This is a genomic window from Arcticibacter eurypsychrophilus (assembly GCF_001730525.1).
GTDB classification, from domain to species: Bacteria; Bacteroidota; Bacteroidia; order Sphingobacteriales; family Sphingobacteriaceae; genus Arcticibacter; species Arcticibacter eurypsychrophilus.
In genome coordinates, this window is sequence record NZ_MDFN01000028.1 from 56,506 (window position 1) to 71,907 (window position 15,402).

The 15,402-nt window shown below is 38.2% G+C and carries 9 protein-coding genes; 1 reads left to right on the forward strand and 8 read right to left on the reverse strand.

From position 1 onward, the window contains the following. Positions 1 to 80: 80 nt before the first annotated feature. From BFL47_RS15035 to BFL47_RS15055, 5 genes are all read right to left on the reverse strand, one after another. A complete protein-coding gene (locus tag BFL47_RS15035) occupies positions 81 to 1,415 on the reverse strand; it encodes a DUF5125 domain-containing protein (protein ID WP_069660614.1) in 1,335 nt (444 codons plus the stop codon). Positions 1,416 to 1,432: 17 nt separating this feature from the next. Continuing rightward, a complete protein-coding gene (locus BFL47_RS15040) occupies positions 1,433 to 2,932 on the reverse strand; it encodes a glycoside hydrolase family 30 protein (protein WP_069660632.1) in 1,500 nt (499 codons plus the stop codon). 10 nt (positions 2,933 to 2,942) lie between these two features. Beyond that, entirely contained in the window at positions 2,943 to 4,463 is a 1,521-nt protein-coding gene (locus BFL47_RS15045) for a RagB/SusD family nutrient uptake outer membrane protein (protein ID WP_069660615.1), read from the reverse strand. A gap of 12 nt (positions 4,464 to 4,475) precedes the next feature. After that, the gene (locus tag BFL47_RS15050) at positions 4,476 to 7,454 is read right to left on the reverse strand and encodes a SusC/RagA family TonB-linked outer membrane protein (protein ID WP_069660616.1); all 2,979 of its coding nucleotides are present in this window, start codon (positions 7,452 to 7,454) and stop codon (positions 4,476 to 4,478) included. Positions 7,455 to 7,665: 211 nt separating this feature from the next. Continuing rightward, a complete protein-coding gene (locus BFL47_RS15055; protein WP_069660617.1) occupies positions 7,666 to 9,291 on the reverse strand; it encodes a DUF6377 domain-containing protein in 1,626 nt (541 codons plus the stop codon). Between the two features lie 168 nt (positions 9,292 to 9,459). Here BFL47_RS15055 and BFL47_RS15060 point away from each other — a divergent pair, with 168 nt between their 5' ends. After that, positions 9,460 to 10,656 carry an MFS transporter gene (locus BFL47_RS15060; protein WP_069660618.1) on the forward strand — a complete coding sequence of 399 codons (1,197 nt, stop codon included), beginning with the start codon at positions 9,460 to 9,462 and terminating at the stop codon, positions 10,654 to 10,656. An 89-nt stretch (positions 10,657 to 10,745) separates the two neighbouring features. Here BFL47_RS15060 and BFL47_RS15065 read toward each other — a convergent pair whose 3' ends face one another. The 3 genes from BFL47_RS15065 to BFL47_RS15075 form a co-directional block, all read right to left on the reverse strand. After that, positions 10,746 to 12,476, reverse strand: a complete 1,731-nt coding sequence (locus BFL47_RS15065) for an alkaline phosphatase D family protein (RefSeq protein ID WP_069660619.1) — start codon at positions 12,474 to 12,476, stop codon at positions 10,746 to 10,748. Positions 12,477 to 12,588: 112 nt separating this feature from the next. Beyond that, a complete protein-coding gene (locus BFL47_RS15070; RefSeq protein ID WP_069660620.1) occupies positions 12,589 to 13,824 on the reverse strand; it encodes a DUF3999 family protein in 1,236 nt (411 codons plus the stop codon). Continuing rightward, on the reverse strand, positions 13,796 to 15,100 hold the full coding sequence (locus BFL47_RS15075) for a DUF2339 domain-containing protein (protein ID WP_262482894.1): 1,305 nt from the start codon (positions 15,098 to 15,100) through the stop codon (positions 13,796 to 13,798). Before BFL47_RS15075 ends, BFL47_RS15070 begins: the two co-directional genes overlap by 29 nt. Between the last annotated feature and the right edge of the window lie 302 nt (positions 15,101 to 15,402).

Consider the following 15,402-nt stretch of genomic DNA (forward strand, 5'->3'; position numbering starts at 1 on the left):
TGGTTTCATCATCATGTATATATGTACTTTGTGGTTCTAATCTGAACGCAACATAAACTTAATTACCTGTTTACTATTAATTATTTTTTAACAACGGTTAACACTGCCTTATCATTTCCAGCACTTAGGTCAACAGTTAACACATAAGTCGCACCAGCTTCAAGAGTTGTCCCTGTAGTAATTCCTAAGTTACCGGAATCACGGCCATTTGTGCCATCGCCAACAAAGAGGATATTACTTGTAGTGGTTAAACCTGTATGTTTAAACTCGCCTCCCCAGTTTTTTTGGTGGAAGAACTTGAAATTGATCACATCTGCTTTTACAGTCGTACCGGCCAATACAGTCATTTGGTATTTCTTATTTCCTATCGGAGCCATACAAAGCGCCTTTTCAGTCGTCCAGCCTACTTGATTTGTAGCCACAGCGGGTTTACCGATTCCTTCACCGATAATCCAGATTGCACCAGTGCCATCATTCTGTAAGGTAGCCAGGGCAGTTCCATTTAATGCTTCCACAATAAAGTACTTCAGGGTAAAGTTTGCAGTGACACGGTAGTTTCCTGTAATAGGAAGGAAAGTGATTTTACCGTTCGCATCTTTGCTGAAGTAATCAGGATCAATCCACCAGTTTGCCAGGTCTTCGATACCATCAATTGTAACTTCTTCCCCTTTAGTGAGCGCTAAATCAGCCTTAAAATTGTTATCATCTACACGACTCAACACGTTACCATTCACTGCATAAGCGATAATAAATGGAGATGCTTGATAATTAAAGGTATTGAAGGCAATTGAGTAGGTACCTGATGAGGAATTAGAGAAAGGAATATTGGTCATTGAGCCATTAATAACGGCATTATCTTCCCAACCAAATGTAATCTCATTTCCAGAAGTTCCTACTACAGGTGCCTTAATGTAACCCTTAACAGTAAAAGGAAATACCTGGGTAGCTGCATAATTGTATAAACTTTTACGCTCCATCCTGTACTCATGATCTTCAGTAACTAAAGTCAGGTAAGGATAATCAGGTCTTGTTAATGGTAAATCGTACGATTTTTCGGTAATGGTTAAATGAATATTTTGCAACACAAATTTCAATGTTGCTGTTCCATTCGGAATATTCGCATAGTAAGGGATATAAATTTTGTTTGTATACTCACCGTTTGTTTTCGTACGGATAACGGTTTCTGAAATCATTTCATCACTATAAAACAATTGCACTTTAACGGTAGACAGTGGAACGTCGGCATCAGATACATTTACCTTGAATTGCATGCTGTCGCCAAAAAGGGCTCCTTTGGAAAACTCAGTTTTAGAATCAACTACTGGGTTGCCGGCAGATTGGGCTTCATCTTTTTTACAGGAGTTGAAAAAAATCATCCCCGATACTACGAATAGTATATATAGATATGTTTTCATATTAATATTCTTTTTTATTACCAACGATAGGAAACAATTGATTTTGATGGCACACTATAACTGAAATGCTTTACTCCGTCGCTTAATGTGATATTCTTTACTTCGGTTGTGTTGTTAAGAAAAACAAATGCATAGGTCCCATCTGTATTCTTAAACGCAGAATAGGTAACACCCGCTGCAGCATATCCACTTGCGCCAATTCGTACCGCTCCTGGTTTTACAACTGCTGATAAATGACCGATAATGTAATAGTGGGAATTCTTAGTGATCGTTTTGTAGTCTGATTTATTGATATCGACAGCACCATAACAAGTCTGGCACCCTCCTGCCCTATTAGGGCCGCGCTCTGTATCAAGCATTAGGTTCCATACAATCACGGCTTTGCTCCAATTGTTTATCGTACCTAAACCAACTTCCTGCATATCCTCCATCAGGCGGGTAGACAAGTTCTGACCATCATTCCATGTTCCGATAGAAGTTTCTGTAAATATGATGTCTTTATCCGGACGTTGATTGTGAATGTCCAGAAGCTCTGCTTTGTCTCCTCCATAGTTATGAAAGGCAGCACCAGCTACGTATGCTGCTGCAGTTGCATCCTGGTAAATTTTTACCGGATAGTCATTTTGAGCAGGTAAATTATCGTAATTATAGTTGTGATCAAAAAGATAGATTTTAGTAGTCAAACCTGCTGCTTTTAATTTAGGGCCTAAAGCAGTTTTAATGAAAGTTAACTGTTCGTCCCAACCCATGTATAAGGATGCAGAATTACCTCTGTTCAAAGGCTCATTCTGCGGGGTGATGGCATCTATCTTAACTCCTTTTGCAGTCATTGCCTGAATCCATTTTACAAAATAGGTACCATAATCCTGATAATAAATCGGATTTAGTTGACCATTGGTCCAGGAATTTAAGGGTTGCAAATCAGTCAAATTATTCACTTTCATCCAACGGGGACTTGTCCATGGAGCTGCTATGATCTTAATATTCGGATTGATTGCCAGGATCTCTTTCAGTACGGGTATGATATAGGTATTCTCTTCATTTTGCAATCCGAAGTTTTCTATACCGGGTGTATCCCAACAAGTGTACTCACTTAAAGAAAAATCAGAACAACCAATTGCAATACGGATATAACTTTGTCCCATTCCTTCGGTTTCAGAGAAAGTTTCCTTCAGGAATTTAGTCCGGTCTGCTTGTGCCATTTTCAGCAGGTTATAACAGGTTGAACCTGTTATAGCGGCACCGAAACCATCCATAGTTTGATAAGTTGCTGTTGGATCCAATGTGATCGTACTTGGCGACATATTCGATGTCTTACTAAAATCAACAAACTTTTTGGCGAAATCAGAGGAACGATTGTTGGTGGTTACATAAATGGTAACATCGCCGCTAGTCACAACCGGATCTGTAGGTATTGGTTCTGTTGTACTTTTATCCGTACCGCAAGCCGTTAATATGGAGCTTAAAAGGCAAATAGCCAATATTGCGCTTTTTAAATTTTCAGTGTATTTCTTCATATTCATTGTATTAATAGCCAGGATTTTGAACCAAGTTAGGATTTTGGTCAATTACAGCTTGAGGTATAGGTAAGCGGTATGAGTCTAAATTGAAAGGATAAACCCGCGCTTTTCTTTTTGGGTCTTTAGCATAAACGGCGTTCATCACTTCTTCCACTTTATTTAACCGAACTAAGTCAAACCAGCGCTGACCTTCAAAAGCCATTTCTAAACGACGTTCTTTTAAGAGCGCATCTAACATCGCATCCTTATTACTTCGTACAGATATAGCCAATTTTGCTACACCAGCACGTAGGCGAATCCTGTCAATGATGTCCGCTGCTGCAGTAAGATTTGGGCTGCTACCCATGATGAGTGCTTCCGTTTTAAGAAGAAGGACATCAGCATATCTGAATTTAATGATACTGCTATATGCAGACCTGGTTTTGTACATGAAAGGGTAGTTAGTAGCGGGGTAATAATTACTCCAGGTACTTTGATAATACACAACCGATTCTGTATAACGGGTTTTGTCACCATCATCCTGAAATGCTTTAATCAAACTGCGTGATGGAGTGATCCACTTTGCCCAGGTAAAGTTATTATTGTAGTTAGTTAAATCGCGGCCTAACATCCAGGTAACCCAGTTTCCACCACCTGAAACAAATTGTGCTTCCAGGATAGACTCCTTGGTATTCCTTATTTTAGTGTCTGTATTCGCTGCATTCATGCCAAACAGATCACTATAATCGGTTACCAGATCAAAGCCATCTGCTGTAACGGCGTCACAGTATTGAATCACTTTGGAATAGTCTCTAAGAGGTTTTTCGGCATAAACTTTAGCTAGTAAAGTACGTGCGACTGATTTAGTGAAAAGGGTTTTATTAGTCGCATTCGTATTCGGAGCGGAAGCTAAAGCATCCAGCAAATCTTTTTCAATCTGGCGGTATGCTTCTTCCTCTGTATTTTGGGCAGGGAAGTAATCACCATAAACGTCTTTTATAGTTCCAGAAGTGATATCACCTGCTTCTTTTGTAATAACCGGAATAGATCCCCAAAGACGAACCATATCAAAAAGAACCATTGCCCTGAAGATTTTTCCTTGAGATTTGACCTCTTCTCTTTCAGCAGTAGTAAAGGTATTGTCCACAACAGAGTCCACATTGTTGATTAACTTATTAGCACGGGCAACATCCTCCAAATATCTGTTCCAGTCCCTTTCGATAACAGAGTTTGAACCTTCAATTGAATTGTTTTCGAAAGGAATCACCTCAGCTCCTGTTGTACCTGCATAAGCATTGTCTGAATGCGCTTCAGCTATTAAAAGAAGATCCAGATACCAATGTTCCTGGCGATCCCTCATTTGATTATAAAGAGTTGTAAGATGGCTCTGAACGGCAGCCTTATCTTTAAATACAACTTTAGTTCCAGCCTCAGTAACTCCTTCTGTCACATCCGAATACGTATCAATCGGATCTTTTACCAATGAACAAGAAGCAGCAATTAAAAGAGTGCTACAGATTAAGCCTTGAAATATATATTTAAGTTTCATATGGTTTAAATTTTAAAATTCAACATTAACGCCAAGCACAAACGATCTACTCTGCGGATAAGTACCCCAGTCTATACCTTGTACTGCACCATCATTTCCGAATTGATTTACTTCAGGATCCATGCCTGTATAGTTCGTCCACGTTAAAAGATTGCTTGCAGAAAGGTAGGGCTGCAAACGGCTTATCTTTAATTTTCTTAACATCTCTCCCGTGATGTTGTAAGAAAGTGAAACATTTTTAACACGTAAAAAACTACCATCTTCAACAAAATACGTTGAGTTCTTAATATTAAAATTGGCCTTTGGCACGTCAGTAATCTGTCCTGGAACTCGCCATCTTTCTAGTACTCTTGTAGATTGGTTTTTTCCGTCGAACATTCCCTCAGTTTCGATTCTTGAGGCATTGAAAATATCATTGCCATATGTTCCCTGAAGAAATATACTTAAATTGAAATTCTTATAGGAAAATGAGTTTGTTAAACCAAAAATGAAATCAGGATTAGGATCCCCAATGTAAGTTCTGTCAGTTGAAGAAATCTTATCATCCCCATTTTGATCTGTGTAGATTAAATTCCCTGTCTCAGGATCTACACCTTCACTGATATAGCCAAAGAATCCACCTAAAGCACGTCCAGGTTCATTGCGCACAACTGTCTCAGACACAGTGCCACTTGTTGTGGCTGTATTATAGATCTTTTGTAGTTCCAGTTTTTCCAGTTTGTTTTTGTTAAACGAAATATTGAAATCAGTATTCCATGAGAATGCCCCTTTCATATTCTGCGTATTCACGAGTACCTCGAAACCTTTATTAACCATTTCACCTTCATTTCTGGCAATAGTATTAGCTGCAGCAGAGCCGGCAGGCAATGATACATTCATCAACATATCGGTTGTTCGCTTGAAATAATAATCAAGGTTAACTGCTATTCGATTTTTAAAGGCAGTAAAATCAAGACCTAAATTTGATTGAGTCGTCGTTTCCCATGTCAGATCTGGTGTACGTAAGTTCGCTTGACTAATGGTAGGAACTGCATTTTCCTGTCCGGTCTTAAACCATTCTATACGTCCTATATTGTACCGTTGCAAATAAGCATAGTCACCAAGGCCTGATTGATTCCCTGTCTGTCCCCAACCTCCACGAATCTTCAAATCATCCAGCCAATCAATTCTTTCCATAAATTTTTCTGAAGACAAGCGCCATGCAGCTGACACTGAAGGGAAATAGCCCCAACGATGGTCTGGATGTAACTTAGATGATCCATCAGAACGTAAGTTAGCAGTTATTAGATATTTGCTGTCGTAGTTATAAGCAACACGTCCAAAGTAAGACATTATAGCCCAATCTGAAGCTCCGGAACCTGTGTTGTTCCATGCAATAACATTTGCGGCATTAAGGGTTTGAATCTGGTCATCCCGGTAATGTGACCCGTTTATATAATTGTTTGTGTACTTGGATTCAGTTCCTGATGAACCGGCCATTGCTTCAATTCCATGTTTATTGAACGTTTTAGTATACGTCAACACATTATCGAATGTTAATACTGTATTGGTATTGCGGGAGTCAGAAGCCTCTCCAAATTGATTACGGCCCCATGTAGTGGATATCGGATCAAGGAAAGTAGTTGTTAATCCGTTTCTCCGGTCCATTGTAAAGGATGACTTGAAAGTAAGCTCAGGTACGAAAGTGATCAAGGCATTTCCTGATGCGATCAATCGGTCTTCCTTAGCTTTATTATACTTACCACGAGCCATATTTTCGAGCGGGCTCGTAATGTTTCCTACTCCATAGAAATTATTATAATACTGATCGGGATTTTCAGGATTCCATATTGGAGCGTAGGTTGGTGTATTGATTACAGAAAGTATAACTCCACCCTTGTTAGCCGACTGACCTGTCGTTACACCATTACTCAAATAATCGGCATAATTTACATTAGCCCCTATCGTTAACCATTTACGTACCTTATTATCAATATTTGCACGGAAATTATAACGTTTAAAGAACGAGGTGTTCAATACTCCTTTTTCACCCAAATAACCGGCAGAAAGGTAATATTTCAACTTCTCAGTACCATCGGATATTGATAACTGATAGTTCTGCAGTTCTCCGGTTTTATAGGTTTCATCAAACCAATTTGTTTGATCGGTCAGACCATCTGGCAGAGTAACAAGACCGATCTCGTTTTGTAAATCGCGGTATTGAGCCACGTTAAGTGATTTGATTTCGTTTGTTACCTTATTTTGAGTGAACTGCGCATTCAAGGCTATCTTCGCATCCCCTGTTGTTCCCGCCTTAGTGGTAATCAGAATGACACCATTGGCAGCACGTGAACCATAGATTGCAGCAGAAGATGCATCCTTCAAAATTTGCATACTCGCAATATCATTAGGCGACAAGAACTTGATATTGTCTACTGGTACACCATCTACTACATAAAGCGGATCGTTACTTCCATTGAAAGAGGTGGTACCACGTACCCGAATTGACATTTCTGCACCGGGAGTTCCATTTGGTTGTATAACGGAAACACCGGCTGCTCTTCCTTGTATGGCTTGAGCGGCTGAAATGATAGGACGTTCGTCCAAGTCTTTGGTAGAAATGCTAGATATGGCAGTCGTAACATCCTTACGTTTTACTGAGCCATAACCGATAACAACTACATCTTCCAGTTGATTATTGGAAACTCTTAGTTTAATATCCAATCTACTTGAACTGACAGGTATTTCCATACCCTCATATCCAATATAGGATACTACTAATACCGTTCCTACTGGAACATCGGAGAGTATATACCGTCCGTTAACGTCTGTTGAAATTCCATTTTTCGTTCCTTTTTTGGTTACAGAAACACCAATAAGAGTTTCTCCGGTATTTGCATCCGTCACTGTACCTTCAACCCTTAATGTGTTCTGGCCGAAGACAGGGAGTGACAGGGCACACCCAAAAACAATAAAAAGAAAGAAAAGTCTTTTTGTAAATAAAAGCCTCATAGATTCATGATTTAATGGTTAATTAACTGGTTGATAATATTGGTTCACAAAAGCGTCAGTATTTCCTTTTGTATGTCAAATGTAGATACATAAAAGCCTCAATACTTTTATTGCAATAATTAAGTACCTAAAAAAAAAGGTTAACTACTTACTATTAAGCAGTTAACCTTTTATAACATTAGAAAAAAGTACCTATATGGAAAGAATTTACTTATCTGTTAGGCATTAAAGTTCCAATTTCTTTCACCGTTTCTTCAAATTCATCACGCGAATCAACTGCTCTGTTCCGAACCTTGGTTCGGTAATTATATACCGTTCTCAATGAGTAGCGCAGGAAACTTGCAATCTTAACACTATCGGTAATGCCTAAGCGAATAAGTGCGAAGATCCGGAGTTCGGTGTTTAATAGTTCTCCCCGCTTGGGTAAGATCTGCAGTTCGGGAGCAAGCAAGACATTGAAATCCTTAACAAATGTTGGATATAGGTTCAAAAAAATACTATCAAACGTTTTATACAACTCTTCTAACTCATTTTCGACAACAACCGTAGATCTTAAATCTTTTAGCAATTCATCCATTTGATTATTGGTCGCTTTTTTATTTAAAGATTTACGATAGTTTTCCATTTTGTCTATATAAGTAGAACATAGATCAAAGAAATGAGCAATATATTCTTCCTTAATATGGTTTGATTCGTAGAGATTACCATTTGCATGTTGCAAATCCCTGTTCAGCTTATTTAGCTTTTTATTGGTGCTGTGTAATTCCTTTCTGATCTTCGACACCCGTTTCATTTGCTTATAGACATAAATAATGCCTGCTATCAGAAAAAGAGATAAGATACTAATCAGAATAAGGTACAAGCGAAGTTCCATTCTCTGCTTACTTTGCTTGGCCTGGAAGGAAGCGTTTATAATAGGATATAAAAAGGAGCCTTCTACTGTTCTATACCGTACATTACAAAATATAGCATCGTTTATTGCCGCCTCTATAAATTTGAAGGCCTGATCAATATCACCGATTTTATAATAGGTAAGTGCAAGACTTTGAAGTGAGGCGTTATCTTTAATCGAATTCTCCACATCTGTGATAGCCGAAATCGAAAAGTATTTTTTTTGTAATTCTAAATTTCCTTCATCCTTATACATAACGCCCAAAAAATAAGCAATTACTCCACGTTCAGGATTTTTATCAGTGGTTTTTTCTAATAGTGAAAGCAGTGCCTTTTCAGCTTTTTCTTTCTGTCCCTGATAAAGTATTTTTGTCGCAAATGTTATTTGGTAATTTAAGGACTGAGGGTCAAGCACTTTTAATAAAGAATCTCTGTATAATTCGCTTTTAGTATAGTACACCGTATAGTTATTACTTTGTCCATAGTGACTGCAAAATGCATTATAACACTCGTAATAGTTTGGAAGAAGATCAGCTGCTAAGGTAAACCGGTCGATATTATCCAACAAGCTTTTCGATTCAATATACAAACCTTCAGTTGAATACAACCAAGCTAATTCAATATTAGCTTTATTTTGGAGCTTCCGGTTGTTGAGCTTTTTGGCAATCGCTATATTTTTCTGAATATAAAATACAGCAGAGTCTGATTTATATTTTTTATATTCATTACACAGCTTCATGTTAATATCATAGATCTGCTCTGGGGACAACTTACTGATACGCAGTAATTGCTTTAAAGTTAAAATCCTTCCCTCCTTATTGGCAGTATAAAATGGCCTGTTATCCATCACTTCATTAAGCCGTGAAGACACTGAATCCCTCTTATTCTGAGGAAAAGCAATATACCCGACCAACAGTAAACAAACAGTAAGTATCAGGTTTTTCATATCTTTTTTAAAAGTATCAATAACATCTTTATTTAAAGCACTCCTTTCTTAGAAAAACGAGAGGATAAACTTAGTCATTTAAGACCGCTATTAGCTTTCTGTTGAATAAAAATACCGCTACATTTGCGCTTATTCATTGCTCTCCTACAAAGGGGCACATCTACCACCATGAAAAAGTTTTCCCTTTCAGCCTTATCTGAAAAAACGAATGTGATCATTGCAAATTATGTGTCCCTCACCTTCTATGGCTATTTCTCTATAGGTCTAACCCTTGCCGTTTTGCCTATATTTATACATGTACAATTAGGCTACAATACAATCATTGCCGGTGCGGTGATCAGTGTGCAATACATCATGACCCTTTTCATGCGTGCTTACGCTGGAAATATTGTAGACAGACGAGGTCCCAAACCAGCTGTTATTACCAGCATGCTGTGTTTTATACTTGCCGGCATACTTTTAATTGTATCCTTTTTAACTTTCCATAATCCAGGGCTGAGTTTAACGATATTAATTATCTCCAGGTTACTTACAGGTTGTGGGGAAGGAATGGTTGGAGCAAGTCCGGTCAACTGGGCCATGCTTCATGTTGGGGAAAAACATACTGCAACTGCCATATCCTATAATGGGATTGCAAACTATAGTTCGTTGGCAATAGGAGCACCGTTAGGCATCTGGATGTCAATCAGTTTAGGAAACTGGAGCATCGGCGCATTAACTATTCTTATTGGCTTTATAGGCCTTGGGTCTGCTTTTCTGAAGCCTGCCCTTCAGGGTTATCATGATGATCCTGGAAAATCTTTTTTAGAAGTATTTAAATCAGTTAGTCCTTATGGTGCCGGACTAGCTTTAGCGGGAATAGGTTTTGGCACTTTATCCACCTTTATTACCCTCTATTATGCCTATCAGCATTGGGATCAGGCCGCTTCCTGTATTACCGCTTTCAGTGTGTTATTTATAGCAGGACGACTCTTTTTTGCAGGTGCTATAAACAAATATGGGGGTATTAAAGTCAGTATAGTGTGCCTGACTGTTGAAAGTTTGGGAATGCTGGTACTCTGGCTGGCAACCAGTTCTGATCAGGCACTCTTTGGTGCTGCGCTTACTGGCTTAGGCTTTTCCTTAGTATTTCCCGCTCTTGGTGTAGAGGCTGTAAGTCGGGTTCAGGCCTCTAATAAAGGAGCGGCGTTAGGTGCCTATGGTGTATTTATAGATATTTCCCTGGGTATTACAGGTCCTTTGGTTGGCTTTGTCGCAAAAAGCTTCGGCATGGAGTACATATTTCCATTTAGCATGGCTATGGTAACGATGGGATTAGTGGTGTGTATGGTTTTGAAAGTCAAAACCCCACAAAATACAGAATAACGTCCTTAATAAAAAGGCCTACCCGGTAATTTCCAGATAGGCCTTTTTAATATTAGCACAAATTAAATTATATGGTAAAAATTTTTTATCTAAGATTCCGACACCGTTTTACTTGTGACTGTCGTCGTACTATTACTTAAAATTGTATTTACAAACCTCCATTCTGCCTTCGCTTCATTTGCTGTAAAAGTAGCCATCACATACCCCCGTTTGGAAGCATCAACATATTGAAGGTCATCAATCAGCAATGTATTTACTTGCTCAAATCCTGCAATTGTTTGGGGATTATCTCCAAATATAGCTTCAAAACCAGGCGACGTAACTGAAGAAGTCGCAAATTCAGTTCCTGCTTTCCTGCCGTTACTATCAGATAAAACAGAATACCAGGCGTTATGCGTATCACCTGCCAATGAAACTATCTTTTTACCGGAAACTGCTGCATAGATCATTTCCCGCTCAGCAGGGTACCCATCCCAAGCATCCAAATTGTAAGGCAATACCGTTTGAACTCTTGCTTTTTCAGCGGCTGTCAATGTCGGGTCATTCTGTAACATGCGGGTTTTGATAGTAACAAGCTCTAAAGCCACCTTATTGTATTGTGCTAACAAAGCAGGATCGGTGCTTCCTGAAGAAATTTGTGCTGTCAGCAAAAGCTGCTCAGCAGGAATAAACATTTTACCCATCAAAACCTGGTTACCAAGCACCTGCCACTTACTGGTACTGGTGTTTATTTTCGAAACAAGCCAGCTTTTTTGTTCCTGTCCTAATATGGTACGTTGCGGGTTCTGCCAGTCTGCAAAGAATTCAGTACTGTTCAACCCTGTAGATGTCAGATAATCTGCATAGTCTAACTGCTTGTCTCTTCCTATGATTCTGGTATCCAGCATCATCAAATTGACGAGACCGCCAATCTCAAAACCTCTGTAGATCTTCGCGTTATCCTGTACCCGTGCAGGCAGGTATTCATGCCATACCTGGATGGCACTCATTTTCCGCGTGTTAAAATCACCTTCATTTGCCTGATGATTTTCAGCACCATCTTTATAGGCATTATTTGCTATTTCGTGATCATCCCACACACAAATAAACGGTTTTAACTGATGCGCTTTTTGCAGTTGTTCATCACTACGGTATTGACGATACCTTTCTCGGTAATCTTCTAACTTAATAATTTCACCTGCTGGTTTATGCTGCCGATTTAATGCAACGGTTGATGCATTTGTTCCATAACTACCTACCGGATATTCATAGATATAATCACCCAAATGAACGACAACATCGGCATCAGACTCTGCAACTGCACCATAAACATTAAATAAGCCCGCCTGAAAATTTGCACAGGATACTACGGCCAGTTTAACTTCCGAAACCTCTCCCGCTTTAGGTAATGTCTTCGTTTCTCCAGTTACAGAAATCGCTTTGGTCTTCTCGTTTCTAAACCTGTAATAATACTTTGTATTTGATGTCAACTGGCTTACATCCACATATACCGTGTGGTCACTATTCGTATCCACTTCGACCGATTGACTGACCACGACAGTATTAAAATCCTTGTCTTTTGCAACATCAAGGACGATCGTCGGTTTAGATTGCTCCTGAACGGCAGGCGTATACCTCGTCCACAGAATTACCTTATCCTGCGAAGGGTCAAAACTTGCAACTCCCTCATTAAAACCTTGCCCCTCAAATATCTCATCATCGTCTTTATTTTTACAGCCTAACATAGCTGATGGTAACAAAACAATTCCCGTTGCCGCAATAACTGAATTACGCAGGAACTTCCTGCGACTTAAACTTTTAAGTACATCTTCTGGATTCATATAGGTAGATTATATGTTACTAAAATATGACGCCAAAGTATTCCTTAGGTAAATATCGCGTTACTTTTAGGTTAAGTTTCACAATATCTGCCTATTACTAAAAATTACGAACTCATACCGTACTTTTTTTCTTGTCCATCTCCTTTACCATTTTATAAGTAAGTAAACTTAAGACTGCAATAACCAGAGTGATTGCAACCCAAATGGACCAGGCTGGAAAATAAGGTTCTGCCTCAGTCTTAAAACTATATGAGGGATTATTTACCATGCTATTGGTTGTTAATAACATCAGATCAAGCTCAACACTATCTGCAAAATATTTAAGGTCGTAATTAGGAGCGACAGCAAGTGAATCGCCAAAAAGCAGACTGTAACTTTGCCCTTTACTCAAATATCCAATTATGGATTGATTCAAGCTAAAAGTCATTATAGCCTTTATAGAAAGTGGCGGATTATCGTCGTTCTCGATAACCATTTCAATAGCTTTAGCTTTTGCAGTGATAAAAATGTTATTAGTTCCAGCAGAACTCAGCAATGTATCAGCAATAAAATCACGCTTTTTACCTGTTAAAGCATAAATTGTAACGCTCCGTTTGAAATATTTAGAACCGGTGATGGTGAGACTGATTTTATTTATAGGGTAAAACTCTTTAAGCTGAATAATAACTTTGCTTAATTTCCCTGAATCTCTCTGATGAAATTTTGTTCCAATCAATTCAGCGTACAATGGGTTAATTGGTTGAGATTCATATATACCAGCCTGCAATATATTGACAGGTTCTTTCCGACGGTTGTTTACACTTACCTTTAAATAACGGTAGCTATTAGCAGGAAAACGAACTACCAGTTCATATATTTCCTTGTGCGTATTATCGGATACGCCGGATAGAGGGATGTTCTCTTTTATTGCAAACCAGTCAGTTAAATCATCACTTCCTGATAGTGTAAACAAACGTTCTGCTGATGTATTTCGAATGCGTAAACTGATCTGATTTATAGTACGACTAACCTGATTCTCTACGATAAAGGAGGTTAAGCTATCGGCCCATTTAACGTTTTTGACCTGCGTAAATTCTACAAACCTTCTTTCATTTTTAATTGGTAACTGATTACCGTATATAAAAGTCACCATCTTGCCTTTCCCATCAATTAAACGAATGTCAGATAATTCGGGATCAGATTTTGCTAATAACGCTGGAGATAATCCTATTCGGTAAAACGCTGTTGAATCAACTTCAGCAATAGCAGCTCTATATTTAAAGGTTTGCTGCGCAAAAAGGCAACAAGTACATGTTATCAGTATAAGCGTGAATGAGAACTTATACATCGGCTCGATTTTTATCACCATCAACCAATATTTTTTTAACTTTTTGATACATAAACGAAACGATCAGTAGTAGCACTCCTAAAAAGAAAAAGGCGGATATTTTACCTGCCGGCGGTATGCCTTGTAAATCAAACACGAACAGTTTTATCAATGTAATTGAAAAGAGTGTTAATGATACAATACGCAAAGTCTGTACTTTGTGACGCATACCCAAGATCATGAGTACAAATGAGCAGAGACCCCAAAGTATGGGCAGCCCTACTTGAATGTAAACCGTCTCTATCCTTTCAATGGATGTAGCGGGAGAATAAACCAAAAGGTTCAATGCTAAACAAACTTCCATGCTAAGGAAGGTTACGATGACAACCGATAATATCCATGTTGCAATGCGCTTCACATCATCATCTAGATTATCCCTTAATATCAACACCAATTTATAAAGTAGTGCGGCCATAAATATTGCCCCTGCGAAATGCGCATAAAAATGATTAGCTGATAATTTATGCTGAACCAATGACACATATTCCAGATCAAAAAGTGTGGTAAGACTGAATAGATATACCGAAATACAAATCATTATAATAACTGCATTAGCTATCCATGAAAGTACAGTGCGCCCTATTCGTTTGGATATAAAAGAAAAGACGTAAATAAATACGGGCACATACAACAAGAGATACAATACATTAAGATTAGTATCCGGATAACGGTTTAAAAATTGATGATTAATCTCTAATAGTCCACTCATAAAGAGTAGAATATATGAAGAGTATCTATAAATATCAGCCGGAATACCAAGTTCATAAATATTTTTACTCTCGTCCTTCATGATCTGCAAGTACAACAGGTAAGAACTTAGAGCAGTCATCAAAGTAGTTATAAAACCTTTGTTTGCAATGATATTAAGTATTAATACAGATGAGCTATATAAGTGACCCCAATCCATTAACAAGCTTACGATCATGGCACCCCAAATGATCAAAGAAGCCAGCTTCATCAATTGAATATTTGATTTAAGGTATAACCAGTAGAGCAACACTGTTTCGGCAGCCCAAAACATGGTTATATAATGTCCGTTTAATTGTATTGGTGCAGTAAGAGAGATGAAAGTAAGTGTAATTCCAATGAGCAAATACAATATATTATTATCCACCTTTTTATTCTTAAACAGCACAAAAGATAATAGTAGGTTAACGATGGCCAGGCTGATAGAAAAAAGGCCACACATTTCTTCATGATGCATTACGGTTAGTAAGTAAAGTCCCACTGCGAAGTAGAGAGATGTATTGACAAACAATATGCTAAAATCTGATGTGATAAATATTTTATTTTCAGTAACTATTCAGGTATAACAAATCTACAATCCCTGAAACCTATCAAGTTATTAACATAGGAGAGATTAAGATTTAAATTTTCAGGCCTCAATTCACAATAGGTTGGTAAGATGGCAGTCAGATGTGTATATCCAGATGGTTTAGAATACGTCAATAACACTAAAAATATGGATTTTTACAAAGCATAAAAAAATAAAGTCATTGTCACAAAGCGATACCATAAAAGCTCTTACAGCACTTGTAGAAAAACAGGCCGTTCAAATAA